Genomic DNA, 18291 nt, shown 5'->3' with positions numbered 1-18291 from the left:
TTTAATTTGATACTAAAAAAGTGATTGACTTTGTTATTAGTGTATCGAAAAATAGATTCAAGGGTGATGCCTACAGGGAATGAAAGAATGGAAAACAATTACCAGAAATTTGAACAAAATATTGCCAATGAAATTACGATCGAGGCTAAGGATCAAATGCCCGATGCCTACCGCAAAACATTAATTCGTCAAATTGGACAACATGGCCATTCTGAAATTGTAGGTATGTTGCCTGAAGGAAACTGGATTACTCGTGCGCCGACTTTAAAACGTAAAGCGGTTTTGCTTGCGAAAGTACAAGATGAAGCGGGTCATGGTTTGTATTTATATAGCGCGGCAGAAACTTTAGGTGCTGACCGTGATGACATGATGGAAAAATTAATTGATGGGAAAATGAAATACTCATCAATCTTTAACTATCCAACTTTGACTTGGGCAGATGTCGCTGCAATTGGCTGGCTTGTCGATGGGGCAGCCATTGTGAACCAAGTTGCGCTTTGCCGTACTTCATATGGGCCATATGCACGTGCGATGGTACGCATTTGTAAAGAAGAAAGTTTCCACCAACGCCAAGGTTTTGAAGCCATGATGGCTTTGGCAAACGGTACGCCAGAACAAAAACAGATGGCACAAGATGCGGTAAATCGCTATTGGTGGCCAGCACTGATGATGTTTGGTCCAAGTGATGAGCATTCTCCAAACAGCGCACAAAGCATGGCATGGAAAATCAAACGCTTTAGTAACGATGAATTACGTCAAAAGTTTGTTGATAACACCGTGCCACAAGTGTTGCAACTTGGCTTGGAAGTACCAGACCCAGATTTAAAGTTCAATGAAGAAACAGGCCACTATGAGTTTGGCGAGATTGACTGGCACGAATTTAATGAAGTGATTGCCGGACGTGGACCATGTAATCACGAGCGTATCGAAGCACGCCGTAAAGCATGGGAAAACGGCAAATGGGTTCGTGATGCAGCAGTGGTCTACGCTAAAAAGCAGAAGCTTGAAGCGAACAAAGTGGCTTAACAAGATTTATGGAAAAATTTGAGGAAATCAAAATGGAAGATAAAAACAACTGGTCGCTCTACGAAGTATTTGTACGTAGTAAACAAGGCTTAAGCCACCGTCATGTAGGCAGCTTAAGAGCACCTGATGATGAAATTGCACTGCAACATGCTCGTGATGTTTACACGCGCCGTAATGAAGGAATTAGCATTTGGGTAGTTCGTTCAGAACTGATTAAGTCATCACAGCCAGATGAAAAAGCTGAATTTTTCGATCCTTCTTTAGACAAGGTTTATCGTCATCCGACTTTTTACCATATCCCAGATGGCATTGAGCACATGTAAGGGGAATGGCAAATGAATCATTCAGTTTTATCTAAATTCTTATTACATATTGGCGACAGTCAACTGGTTTTATCTCAGCGTTTGGCTGAATGGTGCGGGCATGCACCTGAGCTAGAAATTGATATTGCCTTAGCAAATATCGGCTTGGACTTGTTGGGTCAGGCAAGAAACTTTCTGACTTTGGCTGGTCAATACGATGAAGCTAAGCGTGATGAAGACCAACTTGCATATTTCCGTACTGAGCGTGAGTTTTTAAACCTATTGTTATGCGAACAACCCAATGGTGACTTTGCACAAACGATCGTACGCCAGTGGTTGATGGACCATTACCATCTTCATTTATTTACGGCTTTAGCGCAAAGCTCACTTCCTGAATTAAGCGCCCTTGCTGTGAAATCTTTAAAAGAAGTGAAGTATCACATCCGCTTTTCGACAAGCTGGATGGAACGTTTAACTTTAAGCACAGATGAAGCACATCAACGTGTACAAGGCGGATTAAATAATTTATGGCGTTTTACCGCTGAATTATTTGAACTGAGTGCAGACGAACAAGCATTAGTTGCAGAAGGTGTGATTCCAGATTTTTCAAATGAAAAAGAACAATGGAACCAAATCATTGCAGATGAGCTTAAGCGTTTTGAATTAAATGTTGCTGTGAACGGTGCTTATCGCCGTGGTGCGAAACAAGGATTGCATACCGAGCATTTAGGTTATTTGTTGGCTGAAATGCAATGTATTCAAAGAACTTATCCGGGAATGGCCTGGTAAGACAAGGAGGTGAGCCATGCAAATGATTCGTCATTGCATCGACCAATGTTGGGATGTTCTACAAACGGTCAGTGACCCTGAAATTCCGGTTTTATCGGTTGTCGATTTAGGCATGATCCGCGGTGTAGAGATTAACGATCAACAAGAAATTATTGTTCGTCTAACGCCAACATATAGCGGTTGCCCAGCAACAGATATGTTGAAAGCACAAATTGTTGAGGCATTTACCGCAGAAGCTTTGACACCAGTCAAAGTCATGGTCGATTTATCAGAAGCATGGACCACCGACTGGATGTCTGAAGCGGGTAAAAAGAAACTGCAAGTTTATGGCATTGCACCACCTGAAGGGTTGGCGCATCAATGTGGAACTCACGTTCATTTAAATGATGGTGTCGAGTGCCCACGTTGTAAAAGCCGACATACCCGACTGTTAACAGAGTTTAGTTCCACCGCCTGTAAAGCACTTTATAAATGTCAGGACTGTCTTGAGCCTTTTGATTACTTCAAATGTATTTAAGTCTTTAGATAAGGAAATCAGCCATGAGCCAATTTGTACCATTAAAAGTAAAAAGTATTACGCCTCAAACCGATCAGGCAATTTGTATTGCATTTGACGTTGTACCTGAACAACAAGAACAATTTCAATTTCAACCGGGTCAACACTTAACCATTCGCCATTTAACCGAAGCTGGTGAAATCCGCCGTTGTTATTCAATTTGTAGCTATGCGGGTAAAGAAGACATCAGCATTGCGGTTAAAAAAATTGATCAGGGTCAATTTTCAAACTGGGCAAATGACCATTTGAAAGTGGGCGATGTGCTTGAAGTCATGCCACCACAAGGCGTGTTTTTTCAAAAAGCAGCCAAGATTGGCGGACAAAACTATTTAGGTGTTGCTGCGGGGAGTGGTATTACTCCGATTTTATCGATTGTTAAGCAAGTTTTGTTTGAACAACCCGAAGCTAAATTTACCTTGCTCTATGGCAATCGCTCATGGAAACAAACCATGTTTGCCGAGCAAATTATGGATTTGAAAGATCAGTTTAAAGAACGTTTTCAGCTCATCAATATTTTTTCTCGTGAGTTCAACGATAGTGAGCTGATGAATGGTCGTATTGATGAAGAAAAGTTAAAAAAACTTTTTGATTATGAAGTGCTTGAAACAAACTTCGACCATGTTTTTGCCTGCGGTCCAGACGAAATGATGAATGCCGTAGAAAATACTTTACCGAACTTTGGTATTGCCAAAGAGCGCATTCACACCGAACGTTTCCATACAGGGCAAGCGCGTAAACGTAGTGTTGAAGCGGATGCAAACCGTAAAGAAGAAAAGGTCAACATCATTTTAGATGGCCGTGAACTGATTGTTTCTGTGGCTCAAGATGATGAAAGTATTCTTGATGCAGCTTTACGTGCGGGTGCCGACTTACCGTATGCATGTAAAGGTGGGGTGTGTGCGACCTGTCGTTGTAAGGTACTTTCTGGCGAAGTCGACATGTTCCTTAACTATAGTCTTGAAGAAGATGAAGTTGAAAAGGGCTATGTGCTGAGCTGTCAGACCTTACCAAAAGGCCCAAATGTTCGCTTGAGTTTTGATGAATAGAGGCTGTCATGCAAGAGTTGATCAAAGCCAGTACAGCTGCTGACGGTGTTTTGTTATTAACCCTAAACCGTCCGGAAAAAAGAAATGCTTTAAACAATGCAACATTGCAGTGTTTATGCGAGTTGCTCGAAGAAGCTGAACATAATGCTCAAGTCAAAGCAGTGGTTTTAACGGGTAACGCTCAGTGTTTTGCGGCTGGAGCAGATCTTAGTGAGTTGGCTGCAATGGATGCCGTGTCTTTGCAACTCGATATTCGCCCGAAGCTTTGGCAAAAAATTGATGCGTTTAATAAGCCACTCATTAGTGCAGTCAATGGCTATGCCTTAGGCGCTGGGTTCGAGTTGGTTTTGCATTCAGATATGGTGATTTGCGGTGAAAATGCCCGATTCGCTTTACCTGAAATTACCTTAGGTATGTTGCCGGGTGCAGGCGGAACACAGCGTTTAGCACGCTTGGTTGGACAACAACTCACCATGCGCTGGGCTATGACAGGTGAGATGATTTCGGCAAAACAAGCCGAGCAACATGGCATTTGCAGTCAAGTGGTGCCGACAGAATTAACCGTCGAATACGCCGTTCAACTTGCAGCCAAAATTGCCAAACAAGCGCCTTTAGCGATTCGCGTCATTAAACAATCAATTAAAAGTATTCATGAAACAACATTAAGTCAGGGACTCAAGTTTGAACGTCAAAACTTTGTCTGGCTGGCGGCTACAAAAGATCGAAACGAAGGGATTAACGCTTTCTTTGAGAAAAGAAAGCCAGTGTTTAGAGGTGAGTGATGGACTATCAAAATATTATTGCTGAAGAAAAAAATGGTGTTGGCTACCTGACATTTAACCGCCCAAAAGCACTGAATAGCTTTAACGTTGATATGCACCGTGAAGTGGCTGAGGTTTTAAACCTGTGGACCAAAAATCCGGATGTTCGCTGTGTTGTGATTAGTGGTGAAGGCCGCGGCTTCTGTGCAGGACAAGATTTAGGTGATCGTGTAGTAGACCCAAATGCTGAAGCTCCAGATTTAGGATATTCCATTGAAACTTACTATAACCCGCTCATTAAAACGATTGTAAATATGCCAAAGCCTGTGATTTGCGCGGTAAATGGTGTGGCAGCAGGTGCAGGGGCAAATATTGCACTGGCGTGTGACTTGGTGATTGCAGCTAAATCGGCAAACTTTGTACAAGCATTTTGCCGTTTAGGTTTAGTTCCAGACTCTGCGGGTACATGGTTTTTACCACGTGCTGTAGGTCATGCGCGTGCTATGGGACTGACTTTGTTAGGTGACAAGTTGCCGGCAGAAACCGCAAAAGAATGGGGCATGATTTGGGATGTCGTTGAAGACGCTGAACTTAAAACAAAAGTGACTGAACTCGCTGAACGTTTAGCGAAACAGCCTACATTTGGTCTGTCTCTCATTAAAAAAGCCATTCATCAATCAAGCAACAACACCTTTGACGAGCAAATGCTGTTAGAGCGAGATTTACAACGTATTGCGGGTCGTTCCGAAGATTATCGTGAAGGTGTACAAGCCTTTATGAATAAACGTGAACCAAATTTTAAAGGGCGCTAAGCATGACAGATTTAGACTTATCTCGTGCCCGAATTGCCGTTATTGGTTCTGGCACCATGGGCATCGGCATTGCCCAGTTAGCCATCGTCAATGGACACTCGACCGTTTTATATGATCTAGATGCTCAAAAAGCGCAACAAGCCGCTCACGGCTTAGGGCAGACGTTTAAAAAACTGGTTGAAAAGAGCAAGCTCACTCAGCAGCAAGTTGATGAAGCCTTAGCGCGTTTAACTGTGGTCAATCAAATTGAAGCACTGCGTGATGCTGACTTGGTGATTGAAGCAGTCGTTGAGAAGAAAGAAGTTAAACAGTCTTTATTCAAACAGCTCGCTGAAATTTGTAATGCGCAAACCATTTTTGCAAGTAACACATCTTCAATTTCAGTGACTGCCATTTCGGCGGGCATTGCTCACCCAGAGCGTGTAGTAGGTTTACACTTTTTTAACCCTGCGCCAGTCATGAAACTGGTTGAAATTGTACAAGGCTTAAAAACACCAAACAGTTTATGTTTAGCTTTAAAAAACTTGATGTTGAATTGGAAAAAAATTCCGGTACTCACCAAATCGACTCCCGGGTTTATTGTGAACCGAATTGCTCGTCCGTTTTATGCAGAAGGCTTTAGAGCACTGCAAGAACAAGTCACCAGCTATGACCAGCTAGATTATGCGTTAAAGCACTGTGGCGGTTTTGCGATGGGGCCTTGTGAACTTACCGACCTCATTGGGCAAGATGTTAACTTTTCGGTAACCCAAAGCGTTTATCAAGAGTTCTTTTACGAGCCACGCTACCGCCCAAGCCTCATCCAAAAAGAATTGGTCGATGCAGGTGCTTGGGGCCGTAAGTCAAAACAGGGTTTCTATAATTATAACGAAAAAAATCAATACGAGACATTTCAGCCTCAAGCTGTGGTTGCCAAGCCAGTTGATGCACATATTCAGCTAAAAGGGACTTGGTCTCAGCTACCTGCTTTTTTAACGCGTTTGGGTTTAAAAAGCGGATCTGTGAGTGATGACAATATCCTTCAAATTGATGATATCGACTTACGTTTAAGCCAAGGTGAGTCAGCCAATATTCATTACTTAAGCCGTAAAGTGATTTTAATGGATTGGCACCATGATTTTGAACAGGCGGAGGCTTTAGTACTCAGCCATAACGAGCTTTGTGAAGCAAGTGATCTGGCTAAAGTTGAAGCTTACTTTGCGCAGTTTGGTATCAGCGTGATGTGGATTAAAGACCATCCGGCCCTGTTAACCTTACGCACCATCGCTTTACTCATTAATGAAGCATGCGAAGCAAGTTTACATGGTGTTGCGAGTCTGGAAGATATTGATAATGCCATGAAATATGGAGTGAATTATCCTAAAGGCCCTTACCAGTGGTTGACACAAATGGGCGGTGCGTATGTGCTCCAAACTTTAAATAACTTATATGCACTGTATGGAGAGGAAAAATATCGCGCGAGTATCTACCTCAAGCAATATGTAGCGAAAACTCAAAACATTGCTACTCAATATTCAAGTGATATGGCCGAATTTGCATAATCAGGAGTCAACATGGAAGACGTTTTAATTTGCGATTTTATTCGTACCCCAATTGGACGATATGCAGGTGCCTTAAGTGCAGTACGTGCAGATGATTTAGCTGCATTGCCCATCAAATATTTAAAAGATAAACACCCGAACTTGCCGTGGAATACGGTAGACGAAGTGTTTTTAGGATGTGCTAACCAAGCAGGTGAAGACAACCGTAACGTTGCACGTATGGCAACACTGTTAGCAGGCTTACCTGATACAGTGCCAGCCATGACCGTCAATCGCTTGTGTGCTTCGGGTTTAGATGCGGTGGGACTTGCAGCACGCTCAATTAAAGCAGGTGAAGCACAGTTTGTGTTGGCAGGTGGTGTGGAGTCGATGAGCCGTGCGCCATTTGTACAAGCTAAACCGACCGAAGCGTTTAGCCGTACACCTGAAATTTATGACACCACCATTGGCTGGCGCTTTGTAAATAAGCAACTTAAAGCGCAATACGGCACCGACAGCATGCCGGAAACTGCCGAAAATGTAGCTGAAAAATATCAGATTAGTCGTGAAGACCAAGATGCTTTTGCATTGCGTAGCCAACAAAAAACGGCTGCTGCCCAACAAAACGGTTTCTTTAACGATGAGATTTTGCCTGTCGAGATTGTAGATCGTAAGAAAAACGTGAACGTTGTTAGCCGTGATGAACATCCGCGTGAAACGACACTTGAAGCACTTGCGAAGCTAAAAGCCCCATTTAAAAAAGAAGGTGGCTCGGTGACTGCCGGAAATGCCTCTGGTGTAAATGACGGCGCTGCTTGTGTGTTAATTACCAACCGTGAATTTGCAGATACACATGGTTTAAAACCTTTAGCACGTGTAATTGGCATTGCAAGTGCAGGGGTTGAACCCAAATATATGGGTATAGGTCCTGTTCCGGCTGTGCAGAAAATTTTAAAGCAAACAGGTTTAACGCTAGATCAGATGGATGTGATTGAGCTGAATGAAGCATTCGCAGCCCAATCTTTGGCTTGTATGCGTGAGCTTGGCCTAAAAGATGACGATGAACGCGTGAACCCAAATGGTGGTGCGATTGCGTTAGGACATCCGCTCGGTATGAGTGGTACACGTTTAGTGATTACCGCAACACGTGAGCTAAAAAAACGCGGTGGACGCTATGCACTTTGCACGATGTGTGTAGGTGTTGGACAAGGCGTTGCACTGATTTTGGAAAACTTAAATTAATTTAGACGGTTTTAAAAATTACATAATGAGGAGATAGGCGATGGACAGCCTTACAACGGATAATGTTGAACAATTAACACTTGCAGAGCTTAGAGAGCTGCAAACGAAACGGTTAAAACAAACCCTGACTTTTGTATATGAAAATAGTCCGGTCTATAAGAAAAAGTTTGATGATGCAGGTGTACATCCTGATGACTTCGTGACTTTAGATGATCTGGCAAAGTTTCCATTTACCACCAAACAAGACTTAAGAGACAACTATCCGTTTGGGATGTTTGCCGTACCGCAAGAGCAAATTGTGCGTTTACATGCATCATCGGGTACAACGGGTAAACCGACGGTGGTGGGTTATACCCAAAAAGATATTAATACGTGGTCGGACATTGTTGCGCGTTGCTTACGCATGGCAGGTTTAACCGCGAAAGATATGGTTCAGGTGGCTTATGGCTATGGACTATTTACAGGTGGTTTAGGCGCACATTATGGTGCCGAGCGCTTAGGTGCAACGGTTATTCCAATGTCTGGCGGGCAAACTGAAAAGCAAGTTCAGCTTATTCAAGACTTTAAACCGACTGCAATTATGGTTACGCCATCATATTGCGTGAGTATTATTGAAAAGCTCGAGCAACAATTTGGTACTGCACGTAATACCTCTTTAAAAGTCGGTATTTTTGGTGCCGAGCCATGGACTAATGAACTGCGCCGTGAAATTGAGGAACGCCTCAATATTAAAGCACTCGATATTTATGGTTTGTCTGAGGTAATGGGGCCGGGCGTTGCGATGCAGTGCTTGGGTGAGGGCGAGGGATTAACCATTTGGGAAGATCATTTCTACCCAGAAATTATTAACCCTGAAACAGGTGAAGTCTGTAAAGATGGCGAACTTGGCGAGCTCGTCTTTACCACCATTACCAAAGAAGGCTTACCGATTATTCGTTACCGTACTCGTGATTTGACCCGCTTACTACCGGGTGAAAATCTGGCTATGCGTAAGATGGATAAAATTGTGGGCCGTAGCGACGACATGCTGATTATTCGCGGTGTGAACGTTTTCCCGACTCAAATTGAAGAGCAAATTTTGCAAGTTCCACATTTAGTTCCAAATTATGAAATTTTGGTGACTAAAAAAGGCCATATGGATACTTTGCATATTCGTACAGAGATGTGTCATAACTGTACTATACAGGCCAATCAACTTGCTCAGGAGTTGATGAAACGCATTAAAACCATGATTGGGATTAGCGTTACTGTAGAAGTTGTGACAGAAGCGACCTTACCTCGTTCGGAAGGTAAGGCAAAGCGGGTAATCGATATGCGTCAGATTGCTTAACATCAAGATCATTCAGGGTATAGAATCTATACCCTGAAACTAAACGCCAAGACATGAGTATGAGTGCAAAAATACAGCAAATAATTGATTCTGTTGTAAAGAATGAAACCTTAAGTGGAACTTCGCTTATTTCGACAATTTTTGGAGATTCAGTACTTCATCGGGGTGGAAATATTAGTCTTGCAAGCCTGATTCAGTTATTAGAGCTGTTTGGTTTTAATGACCGCGCTGTAAGAACCTCTGTTTTTCGTTTAGTTAAAAATGATTGGTTATGTTCAGACAAAATCGGCAGAACCAGTTTTTATCGAATTACCGATTCGAGCCGTTCGACCTATTTGCAAGCCGAGCAACGTATTTATAACGACCAGATGAAAGAGTGGGACCATTATTGGGATCTTATTCTGATGTCTAGCCTCGACACTGAAAATAAAGCGTTGTTAAAGAAAGAACTCGAATGGTTAGGATTTGCCAATATTTCGACAAACTTAATGGCTTATCCGGGGTGTAACCGTATTGAACTGCAACGCTTGTTGGTTGACTTAAATATGAGTGAGCAAGTGGTGGTGTTTAAAGCTGAAACCTTGCAGCTCTTTAATAATTCGGTCGATACCATTGGTCGTATGCTCAGAACCAACTGGCCCATCGATGAATTACGCCAAAGATATCTACAGTTTCTCGATATTTTTAGAGAAATTGGCGTGTTGCTGATGCAAGAAAACGAACAACTCGAACCTGTTCAGGCCTTTCAAATTCGAACTTTGCTGATTCATTATTATCGACGGATTTTATTGAAAGACCCAGCATTACCGCTTGAATTGTTGCCAACTGACTGGCCTGCGATTAGTGCACGAACGTTATCAATGAATATTTATAAAAAAGTATTTGAACCTGCCGATGAATACTTCTTGTCTGTTGCCGCAACAGCAGAAGGACCAATGCCAAATGCCACAGCACATTATTGGCGCCGTTTCGGAGGTTTGGTGGCAACAAATGAGAGGTTAAATCATGCCTTGTTATAGTATTGACGGTGTTATTCCAGTCGTTAGCCCAGAGTCTTTTGTACACCCAACCGCTGTTTTAATTGGTGATGTAATTATTGAAGCAGGTGTATATGTAGGGCCATTTGCTTCATTGCGTGCCGATTTTGGCCGTATCCATATTAAGCAAAATGCCAATATACAAGATAGCTGCACCGTGCATGGTTTTCCGCAAAGCGTGACTTTAGTTGAGGAAATGGGACACATTGGGCATGGCACAACTTTACATGGTTGCCGCATTGGTAAAAATGTTTTGGTCGGCATGAACAGCGTAATTTTAGACTATGCCGAAATTGGTGAAAACACTATTATTGGCGCAAATAGTCTGGTCAAAACTAAAGATGTTATTCCGGCAAATGTATTGGCAATGGGCAGTCCTGCCAAGGTTGCGCGTGATTTATCAGAACAAGAAAAAAAGTGGAAAACCAGAGGCACGCAAGAATACATGGAGCTTGCACAGCGCTGCTTAAACTCAATGCAAGAAGTTCAGCCCTTAACCTCAGAGTCAGATGACCGCCTGACCTATAAGGACTTTCGTTCTTCAAACTATCAGATTAAACAAGATAGTGTTTAACGGCTTTTAATCAGTCGATTTCAATACATATAGGTTTAATACTTAAGGAATACTCGCACGAGTAGGGAGACGTTTGTGCAAAAAATGGAAACTACTGCGGTTGATCAATTCGCAGAATTATTAGGTGTTCAAGTGCTGCATCGCAGTTTTGATGAAGCGCGTTGTCAGCTTCATGTAAAAGACGAACACATGAATGCATTGGGCGGCGTACACGGTGGAGTCATATTTTCTTTAGCCGATATCGCTTTTGCGATGGCTTGTAATGCAGGGGATGCGCCATATACTGGCCTACAGGCGGATATTCGCTATATGAGCGGTGCGAAAGATAAGGTGTTATTTGCAACGGCTACCAAGGTCGGCAGTAGTAAAAAATTCGCGCATTATGAAGAGGTGATAACAGACGGTTTGAATAATAGAGTCGCTTTATTTACATCTACGTGTTACAGGCTTGCGCCGTGATATGGGGTTGTTTTTATAAAAGAGCCCCTGCAAAAACAGGGGCTCTTTTATAATCATTCTTTTGACTGTTTCAGCATGAACTATATAACAATTAATCCTACGACTTAATCTGTCGCACAATTCATTTGAATGTATTTGATATAGATTCAAATATGGTAAATTAAAATTAATAAGTTAATAATTGCCTTGAATAAAAAGGAAAAATTAATGTCAGTTTCTCAAATGTTTCAAGATTTCTTGAGTAATATTAAAGTTGATAACGAAGCGCAAATTACAACTCGATATCAAGAAATTACTAAAGCTTTAAATCAAAAATTCCGTAATACAGAATCTAAAACTGATAATTGCTTACAGGTAGGGTCTTATGGACGCTGGAGTGCAATTAAAGGTATCTCAGATTTAGATATGTTATATATTATGCCTGCTTCTAAATGGAGTGATTACAATAAAGATGGGGGACAGTCAACATTATTAAAAGACACTAAAGAAGCTATTTTAGATAGATACCCCCGCACTACAGTTTTTGTAGATCGATTAGTGGTCTGCGTTCAATACACTAATTTTCATGTTGAAGTACAGCCTGTATTTAAAATGGATGATGGATCTTATAAGTATCCAGATACATATAATGGCGGCAGTTGGAAGATAACGAAACCACAAGATGAAATAGATGAAATGAAAAGTATGAATGATGCAAAAAATAGGAATTTGCGTCGTTTATGCAAAATGGCTCGAGCTTGGAAAAATAAACATGGAATATCAATGGGTGGATTACTCATTGATACTCTAGCTTATAATTTTATGAAGTCTACAACAGAATATGATGATAAAAGCTATTTATATTATGACTGGTTAAGCAGAGATTTTTTTTAGTTTTTAGCTGATCAACCTGACCGTGATCATTATCAAGCGTTGGGTAGTAACCAAGATGTTAAGGTAAAAACTAAGTTTCAAGAAGCTGCACAAGATGCTTATGAATTATGTCTTGAAGCAATACCATTAGGGTCTGATACTAAAGCATATTCTAAGTGGCGAATGATCTATGGTCGTAATTTTCCTAAAGCGCCTAGTCAACAAGCAAGTCTGTCTATCCGTATCGAAGATATGCGTTATGAACATACAGAACAATTTATTGAAGATCAGTATCCAATTGATATACGTTACAAACTAAAAATTGAGTCTAGAGTATCTCAGGATGGGCAATTTGTAGACTTTTTGAGAGGTTTTAAACGTAGAAATAAAAAATTAAATCATGGACGTAGTTTAAGTTTTTATATTGAAGAAAATACTACTCCAACAAATTTACAGAATTACTCAGTGAAATGGAAAGTTTTAAATAGAGGAGAAGAAGCCAAACGTCGAAACTGTATTCGCGGGCAAATTATTTGGGATGATGGAAGCAAAAGTATTAATGAATATTCGAGCTTTAACGGTGAGCACTTAGTTGAATGTTATATTATCCAAAATGGCGTAGTGGTAGCTCGTGATCGTATTCATGTGCCAATTGGGGAATAAAAATGAATAAAGCCGAGCTTCTTAGGTATATTGCAGAAACAGGCTATAACGTTGGATTTGGAGCAAAAAAACATTTAGCAACTTATGACCTTCTGGAGAAAATGCCGGGCTGGATTGGTTTTGTATCAACAGCTGTAGGTATTCTTGGGCTAATAATAGATGCTTTTTCAACAAAATTAGTTTCAGCGATCTTTGTCATAGTCGGAATTAGTGGATTATATATTAGTTTTTATGATAGAGATAAAAAGGAATATGAAAAAGCTGGCTCAGCTTTAACAAGTCTTTTAAACGAATTGAAATCATTATATTTTGATGTTAAATCTTTACCTGATAATTCAGATGTATCAACTTATCAAGTTAAGTTGCATGATATAGAGAAAAGGTATCTTCCTCTTTGTATAAGTAAACAGATACTTTTTAGTAATTGGTATGCACATTATAAATTTTTTTGGGAACATCAAATTGATTGGATGGATGAGCAATTAAAATTTAAATTTTTAAGAGATAAAGTGCCTTTATCTCTTATTTTTATTTTATTTATATTAGTTGTGGTGTTTTTTATTTTTAGATTTGGAAAATATTTATTTTAAATTTTTAATATGTTAATAATATTGATAATTTTTATTCTGTTATTTCTTGTTTTGTTGGTGGCTAAAGTGATATATAAGTTCTTATGCGAAATAAAGTGTTTTGCTCTTATTTAGCAATTGTTTATTAAATTTAAATTGTGATTAAAGGGGATAAGAATGCCTACAGCAAAAAGTGTAAGAAAAGATGGGGAGATTGATCTAATAACTTTTGTTGGTAATATATTTAAATATGATGAATTTGATTTTGACAGAGAACTAGAGGCGATTAGCAGCTCTAATTATGATAAGTATTTGGGGGAAATTAGTGATAATTATTATAGTTTTATGCGAGCCTCAGATTTTAGGGCATTAATTGTACATGAGCAGACACATTTTTTAGATTTAACAGCTACATTGTGGGGAATTGAATATAATTTAAGAAAGATTAGAGTGTTGGATGAAATAACTACAGAAAGAGTAGAGGTTTTTAAATTAAATTATTCAGAATTACAGTGTATGCATAATGAATATAATATATCTTTTGAAAATTTTAGTTATAAAGATATAAAAAGTTTTAAACATATATATGAATATTCGGAAAAGTTTGGAGTATTGCTATTCATTGTTTTAATCGATAAAAATGATATTCAAAAAAAAGTTCCTGTAACTATGTTGTCACTATTTGAGGGACATGCCTTTAGTAATGAAGAGCTTAGAAGAGTTAATGATATAAGAATAATTACTAATAGAGAAGTTAGATCTAAGTTTATTGATTTTATTGAAAGAGAATATTATTCATATCTCAATGATATAAATAATCATGAGTATAATATTCTTTTAATTCTCTCAACTATACATATGGAAAGGTTGGGGCTAAAGAGAAAAGAAATTCTCGCATTCTTTTCTGCTGTAGCAGGATTTACATTTAATCTTTATTCGGCTGGTATATCAATACTAGCTAATAGAATATTTGAATATATTGATTCTGAACTTAAATATTGTGTTAAAGCAGATCTTTGCCGAAATCAACTTAGGCATATTTTAGCCTTTCATACTATTTTAAGATCATATGAATTTATTAATCATCCTTATAATAGACGTAGAAGGAGAGATTTAATAGATATGATAAAAACAAGACCTCTTTCTTTTGTTTTTAATATGTGGGATGAAATTTCCGGAGGAGAGTTAAAAAAACATCAGTATTTAGGTGAAATTGAAATGCCTATTTATTTAAAATTTTTTGATGAATATAATTACAGTGCAACAAAAAAGATTTTTAAACGATCATCTGAGAATTCTAATAAATTTAAAAATAGTGGTTATATTTTGCATAATCTTGATGATTATTATTTACTGGATATGTATAGGGATTATATTAATTATGATATAAAACCTAAAAATAAAATTATCAATTTTAGTAAAAGTATTGATATTAATATTGAAGAATATTTTGAGGAAGATGAGGAACATTTGTTGTTATCATGTCTGGTCGAGAATGAAACTTTTAAAAATGCTACTAAATTTCACTTGGATTTAAAAGGTGCAATTGAACTGGATTTGATAAATAGAATGCAAGCCATTTCAAATCCAGATGCAGCTTTTAATGCAATGTTTTATTAACAAATAGTATTTTATAATTATCATAAAATAAATAAAGCGACTACTATTTTTGTAGTACTCGTTTTATTTATTCTAAAATAATATATTTTCACAAAAAAACAATTGCCTTCCCCTCTATAACCCCCACTTAACAATAACCCACTCATTATTTAGCCTTACTTTTCTAATGATTTAATTTAAAACAAATGGCATTTTGCGTGCTTGACTGCAAAAGGGTTGGGCACTATTCTTTGCCTGCTGGCCACATTGCCAGTCGGTCGTCGCGGACCGTCCCTTAGGAGCATTAAAGGTTTTATACTTTTAGTGTGTACACCCTCGTGCCCCCTCTATGGTGGAACGGAGGGGGACACCCTTGGGTGTGCTGGAGTCTTAAGGCCAGTCCGCGAACCCCCTTCGTTCTGCCACCATAATTTTAATGTCGGCAGAACTCCAATAAAAAAGGAGTTGGCTTTGCACATCCATTATTTCTTGGCTCTCAATGCCAAAAGCTATAACGACACGGCTTAAAAACTAAAGCAGCTTGAACGCCCCAAGGTTTTCAGGCTTAAATTCATTTTTACTCAAAATTTAGCAACAACAAACTTGAGATGTGCCAAGCACAGTCTTTACGGCTTTGCTGTGCCTTTTTTTCTCCCAAAAAGGGTACAGGCTTTTTATCTCATTTAGAAACAACAAGAATTTATAACGGTAAAACTATGCCAAAGTTAGTGCTTTCTTCCCGTGCCATACAAGTCATCAACAAGTCGATTGATTTATTTCAGCATCGTGGCTTTCATACCGTTGGGGTAGATCGAATCGTGAAAGAATGTGAAATTACCAAAGCGACTTTTTATAACTTCTTTCATTCAAAAGAGCGGTTTATTGAAATCTGTTTGATCGTGCAAAAAGAACGATTAAAAGAAAGAGTGGTCTCAATTGTAGAGTACGGCCAAGACACAAGCGCGGCCGATAAACTCAAACAGCTTTATTTCTTACATACCGATGTAGAGGGGATGTACTATCTATTATTTAAAGCCATGTTTGAAACGAAACTGACCTATCCAAAAGCCTATATCACCGCAATGAGATATCGCACATGGTTGCTGAATGAAATCTATAGCCAGCTTATAAAACTAAAAACTGATGCGACCTTTCAAGATGCCAAACTATTTTTATATATGATTGAAGGCGCAATCATTCAGCTTTTAAGTTCAGATGGGGCAATTGATCAGGAAAAGATGTTGGATTGTTTTTTTATGCAGTTTAGGTAGGTGATGTAAAATGCTGGGCTGATAACAAAAAATATTAGACCGGTCGTCTACTAATCTATATAGTGAGGTCTTACTTTGTTGACCTTCTAGTTTAAAAGAGAAAATTAATGTCTATTATTCTTCATCATTTAAATGCTTCACGCTCATTTCGCATTCTGTGGTTACTTGAAGAAATTAATCAACCTTATGAATTAAAAAGTTATTTTCGAGATAAAGCTACAAATCTTGCACCTCAAGAATTAAAAAATATTCATCCCTTAGGAAAATCGCCTGTGATTGAACTTAATGGAAAAGTAATTGCTGAATCAGGTGCCATTGTAGAAATTTTGATTGAAAAGTTTGCTCCTCAACTTATGCCCTCAAAAGATTCAGACAGTTATCTTGATTATTTACAATGGGTTCATTTTTCAGAAAGTTCGGCTATGGTTCCATATTTATTAAATATTTTTAATTCGATTGAGTTAAAAAATGGCACTCAATTAAAGTTCTTGGATCAATATGCGCATACTGAGTTGGATAAAGTATTTTCATATTTAGATCAACAATTAGTAGGCAAAAAATTCTTAGTAGGCAATAGCTTAACCGGTGCAGATTTTATGATTGGTTTCGTAGTCTATGGTCTAATTAATTCTTTAAATATTCGATCAAAATATCTCAATATTGAGCAATATGTAAAAAGTCTCGAAAACCTAGAAAGCTGGCAAAAAGCCATGTCTATAGAACAAAATCTTCATCACCAAACCAATGCCTAAAAACGAAATACCCTTAAGCAATTAAAAATAGAATTGATTTCCCAAGTTGCGAAATCAATTCAGCAATTTAGATCCCTTCAACAAAACTCACCATGACATCACAGCAGCCTTGGCGTTTACTTTTGGCAAGCTGATATTCAGGTGAAAAATAACATTCACGTGCAGTTTCCATATCTGGAAATTCAATGACCACGTGACGTTCAAACTCTTGTCCCTCTAAAACTTCTGAGGCACCACCACGCGCAAGAAACTTGGCACCATACTTTTGAAAAGCTTGCGGAGCAGTGGCTATATATTGTTTATATTGTTCCATATCATGAATGGTGACATGAGCAATCCAGTAAGCAGACATATCGTATTTCCCTATAATTCATTCAATAAAGGCCTATTTACCTTTTCCTAAAATTTGTGATTTCACGCATCTAAAATATTTTTTGCGACAGCAGCAGCTTCGGCAATATGTTCAGCAACCGCTTGTTTTGCCTTTTCAGGATCTTTATGAAGATAGATGGCTTCACACATATTTTTAATACGTTGATAACCTGAAATCTCACGCTTTGTCGATTTCATGGTCATGGCACGAAGACGGCTAATTCGGCCATTTAAGCGTTGCACCACTTCCCAAGCAATATGATGGTTTGCTGTAGTAAAGATGGTTTGATAAAGCTGGGTTGAGGTCTCAATAATCAGATTGATGTCATCGGCAGCAAAAGCAGCTTTAAGATCTTCTAATAGAAGCTTTAATTTTTCAGCAGTTTTCTCATCCAGGTTTTTAGTGCAGTCAGCCACAGCGCTTTGCTCTAACAAGAGACGAATTTCATAAATCTGTGAAGCGATGTCCCAGTTAAGTAGCGAAACAATAGGGCCTTTATTTGGCAAAATCTCGACTAAACCTTCTGCTTCCAAATAACGAATCACTTCGCGAACCACAGAACGGCTCACGCCGAGTTCTTCACATAACGTTCTTTCAACCAGTCTTTTTCCCGAAGGGAAATAGCCTGTAATAATGGCATTACGCACTTTATCTAAACACAGCTCTCGTAAAGTTACGGGCGGGTTTTCAATTTTAAGATTCATAAATAATTAAATTTTCCTGTTTTTTAACATGTTGAGTTTCATCACATGTTTTTC

The 18291-nt window shown here is 38.9% G+C and carries 19 protein-coding genes and 1 pseudogene; 18 read left to right on the top strand and 2 right to left on the bottom strand.

Annotated features, from left to right (window positions below; all coding sequences use genetic code 11):
- The first annotated feature begins 87 nt into the window (after positions 1 to 87).
- From paaA to F928_RS15045, 18 genes and pseudogenes are all read left to right on the top strand, one after another.
- On the top strand, positions 88 to 1026 hold the full coding sequence (paaA, locus tag F928_RS15125) for a 1,2-phenylacetyl-CoA epoxidase subunit PaaA (protein WP_005076711.1): 939 nt from the start codon (positions 88 to 90) through the stop codon (positions 1024 to 1026).
- 32 nt (positions 1027 to 1058) lie between these two features.
- Positions 1059 to 1349, top strand: coding sequence for a 1,2-phenylacetyl-CoA epoxidase subunit PaaB (gene paaB / locus F928_RS15120; protein ID WP_000389648.1), 291 nt, complete (start codon positions 1059 to 1061; stop codon positions 1347 to 1349).
- A gap of 12 nt (positions 1350 to 1361) precedes the next feature.
- Entirely contained in the window at positions 1362 to 2117 is a 756-nt protein-coding gene (paaC, locus tag F928_RS15115) for a 1,2-phenylacetyl-CoA epoxidase subunit PaaC (RefSeq protein ID WP_005076709.1), read from the top strand.
- A gap of 16 nt (positions 2118 to 2133) precedes the next feature.
- Positions 2134 to 2634, top strand: a complete 501-nt coding sequence (paaD, locus tag F928_RS15110; protein WP_001177938.1) for a 1,2-phenylacetyl-CoA epoxidase subunit PaaD — start codon at positions 2134 to 2136, stop codon at positions 2632 to 2634.
- 23 nt (positions 2635 to 2657) lie between these two features.
- A complete protein-coding gene (paaE, locus tag F928_RS15105; protein WP_005076706.1) occupies positions 2658 to 3719 on the top strand; it encodes a 1,2-phenylacetyl-CoA epoxidase subunit PaaE in 1062 nt (353 codons plus the stop codon).
- Between the two features lie 8 nt (positions 3720 to 3727).
- On the top strand, positions 3728 to 4501 hold the full coding sequence (gene paaF / locus F928_RS15100; RefSeq protein ID WP_005076704.1) for an enoyl-CoA hydratase-related protein: 774 nt from the start codon (positions 3728 to 3730) through the stop codon (positions 4499 to 4501).
- On the top strand, positions 4501 to 5292 hold the full coding sequence (paaG, locus tag F928_RS15095) for a 2-(1,2-epoxy-1,2-dihydrophenyl)acetyl-CoA isomerase PaaG (RefSeq protein ID WP_004841647.1): 792 nt from the start codon (positions 4501 to 4503) through the stop codon (positions 5290 to 5292). Before paaF ends, paaG begins: the two co-directional genes overlap by 1 nt.
- A gap of 2 nt (positions 5293 to 5294) precedes the next feature.
- Positions 5295 to 6833 carry a 3-hydroxyacyl-CoA dehydrogenase gene (gene paaH / locus F928_RS15090; RefSeq protein WP_005076701.1) on the top strand — a complete coding sequence of 513 codons (1539 nt, stop codon included), beginning with the start codon at positions 5295 to 5297 and terminating at the stop codon, positions 6831 to 6833.
- 12 nt (positions 6834 to 6845) lie between these two features.
- Complete coding sequence (pcaF, locus tag F928_RS15085; RefSeq protein ID WP_005076700.1) at positions 6846 to 8054, top strand: 3-oxoadipyl-CoA thiolase; 1209 nt, start codon at positions 6846 to 6848, stop codon at positions 8052 to 8054.
- A gap of 40 nt (positions 8055 to 8094) precedes the next feature.
- Positions 8095 to 9384, top strand: coding sequence for a phenylacetate--CoA ligase PaaK (paaK, locus tag F928_RS15080; protein ID WP_000377864.1), 1290 nt, complete (start codon positions 8095 to 8097; stop codon positions 9382 to 9384).
- 53 nt (positions 9385 to 9437) lie between these two features.
- Positions 9438 to 10403, top strand: coding sequence for a phenylacetic acid degradation operon negative regulatory protein PaaX (paaX, locus tag F928_RS15075; RefSeq protein ID WP_000062822.1), 966 nt, complete (start codon positions 9438 to 9440; stop codon positions 10401 to 10403).
- Positions 10390 to 10995, top strand: coding sequence for a DapH/DapD/GlmU-related protein (gene paaY, locus F928_RS15070; protein WP_005076695.1), 606 nt, complete (start codon positions 10390 to 10392; stop codon positions 10993 to 10995). Before paaX ends, paaY begins: the two co-directional genes overlap by 14 nt.
- A 75-nt stretch (positions 10996 to 11070) precedes the next feature.
- Positions 11071 to 11454: a PaaI family thioesterase gene (gene paaI / locus F928_RS15065; protein ID WP_005076693.1), complete on the top strand. Its 384-nt coding sequence runs from the start codon at positions 11071 to 11073 to the stop codon at positions 11452 to 11454.
- A 207-nt stretch (positions 11455 to 11661) separates the two neighbouring features.
- Positions 11662 to 12969, top strand: a pseudogene (locus F928_RS22770) (SMODS domain-containing nucleotidyltransferase).
- A gap of 2 nt (positions 12970 to 12971) precedes the next feature.
- Entirely contained in the window at positions 12972 to 13559 is a 588-nt protein-coding gene (locus F928_RS15060) for an SLATT domain-containing protein (protein WP_005076685.1), read from the top strand.
- Between the two features lie 156 nt (positions 13560 to 13715).
- Complete coding sequence (locus tag F928_RS15055; protein WP_005076682.1) at positions 13716 to 15158, top strand: hypothetical protein; 1443 nt, start codon at positions 13716 to 13718, stop codon at positions 15156 to 15158.
- Between the two features lie 695 nt (positions 15159 to 15853).
- Positions 15854 to 16408, top strand: a complete 555-nt coding sequence (locus tag F928_RS15050) for a TetR/AcrR family transcriptional regulator (protein ID WP_025469681.1) — start codon at positions 15854 to 15856, stop codon at positions 16406 to 16408.
- Between the two features lie 107 nt (positions 16409 to 16515).
- Positions 16516 to 17160 (top strand): glutathione S-transferase family protein, encoded by a 645-nt coding sequence (locus F928_RS15045; RefSeq protein ID WP_005076676.1) that lies wholly within the window; start codon positions 16516 to 16518, stop codon positions 17158 to 17160.
- A 67-nt stretch (positions 17161 to 17227) separates the two neighbouring features.
- Here the strand turns inward: F928_RS15045 and F928_RS15040 are convergent, their stop codons facing one another.
- Positions 17228 to 17512 carry a DUF1330 domain-containing protein gene (locus F928_RS15040; protein WP_005076672.1) on the bottom strand — a complete coding sequence of 95 codons (285 nt, stop codon included), beginning with the start codon at positions 17510 to 17512 and terminating at the stop codon, positions 17228 to 17230.
- A gap of 62 nt (positions 17513 to 17574) precedes the next feature.
- Positions 17575 to 18237 carry a GntR family transcriptional regulator gene (locus F928_RS15035; RefSeq protein WP_005076670.1) on the bottom strand — a complete coding sequence of 221 codons (663 nt, stop codon included), beginning with the start codon at positions 18235 to 18237 and terminating at the stop codon, positions 17575 to 17577.
- Positions 18238 to 18291 lie beyond the last annotated feature (54 nt).

It is taken from the genome of Acinetobacter pittii ATCC 19004 = CIP 70.29 (assembly GCF_000369045.1).
Classification (GTDB): domain Bacteria; phylum Pseudomonadota; class Gammaproteobacteria; order Pseudomonadales; family Moraxellaceae; genus Acinetobacter; species Acinetobacter pittii.
Note: the sequence above shows the minus strand (reverse complement) of the source record. Positions and strands in the feature narration are given on the sequence as shown.

Coding starts and splice junctions, on each gene's coding strand:
- paaH (WP_005076701.1), top strand. CDS start 5,295: ATGACAGATTTAGACTTATCTCGTGCCCGAATTGCCGTTATTGGTTCT.
- paaG (WP_004841647.1), top strand. CDS start 4,501: ATGGACTATCAAAATATTATTGCTGAAGAAAAAAATGGTGTTGGCTAC.
- paaK (WP_000377864.1), top strand. CDS start 8,095: ATGGACAGCCTTACAACGGATAATGTTGAACAATTAACACTTGCAGAG.
- paaD (WP_001177938.1), top strand. CDS start 2,134: ATGCAAATGATTCGTCATTGCATCGACCAATGTTGGGATGTTCTACAA.
- pcaF (WP_005076700.1), top strand. CDS start 6,846: ATGGAAGACGTTTTAATTTGCGATTTTATTCGTACCCCAATTGGACGA.
- F928_RS15055 (WP_005076682.1), top strand. CDS start 13,716: ATGCCTACAGCAAAAAGTGTAAGAAAAGATGGGGAGATTGATCTAATA.
- F928_RS15050 (WP_025469681.1), top strand. CDS start 15,854: ATGCCAAAGTTAGTGCTTTCTTCCCGTGCCATACAAGTCATCAACAAG.
- paaE (WP_005076706.1), top strand. CDS start 2,658: ATGAGCCAATTTGTACCATTAAAAGTAAAAAGTATTACGCCTCAAACC.
- paaF (WP_005076704.1), top strand. CDS start 3,728: ATGCAAGAGTTGATCAAAGCCAGTACAGCTGCTGACGGTGTTTTGTTA.
- paaY (WP_005076695.1), top strand. CDS start 10,390: ATGCCTTGTTATAGTATTGACGGTGTTATTCCAGTCGTTAGCCCAGAG.
- F928_RS15040 (WP_005076672.1), bottom strand. CDS start 17,512: ATGTCTGCTTACTGGATTGCTCATGTCACCATTCATGATATGGAACAA.
- paaB (WP_000389648.1), top strand. CDS start 1,059: ATGGAAGATAAAAACAACTGGTCGCTCTACGAAGTATTTGTACGTAGT.
- paaX (WP_000062822.1), top strand. CDS start 9,438: ATGAGTATGAGTGCAAAAATACAGCAAATAATTGATTCTGTTGTAAAG.
- F928_RS15045 (WP_005076676.1), top strand. CDS start 16,516: ATGTCTATTATTCTTCATCATTTAAATGCTTCACGCTCATTTCGCATT.
- F928_RS15060 (WP_005076685.1), top strand. CDS start 12,972: ATGAATAAAGCCGAGCTTCTTAGGTATATTGCAGAAACAGGCTATAAC.
- F928_RS15035 (WP_005076670.1), bottom strand. CDS start 18,237: ATGAATCTTAAAATTGAAAACCCGCCCGTAACTTTACGAGAGCTGTGT.
- paaC (WP_005076709.1), top strand. CDS start 1,362: ATGAATCATTCAGTTTTATCTAAATTCTTATTACATATTGGCGACAGT.
- paaA (WP_005076711.1), top strand. CDS start 88: ATGGAAAACAATTACCAGAAATTTGAACAAAATATTGCCAATGAAATT.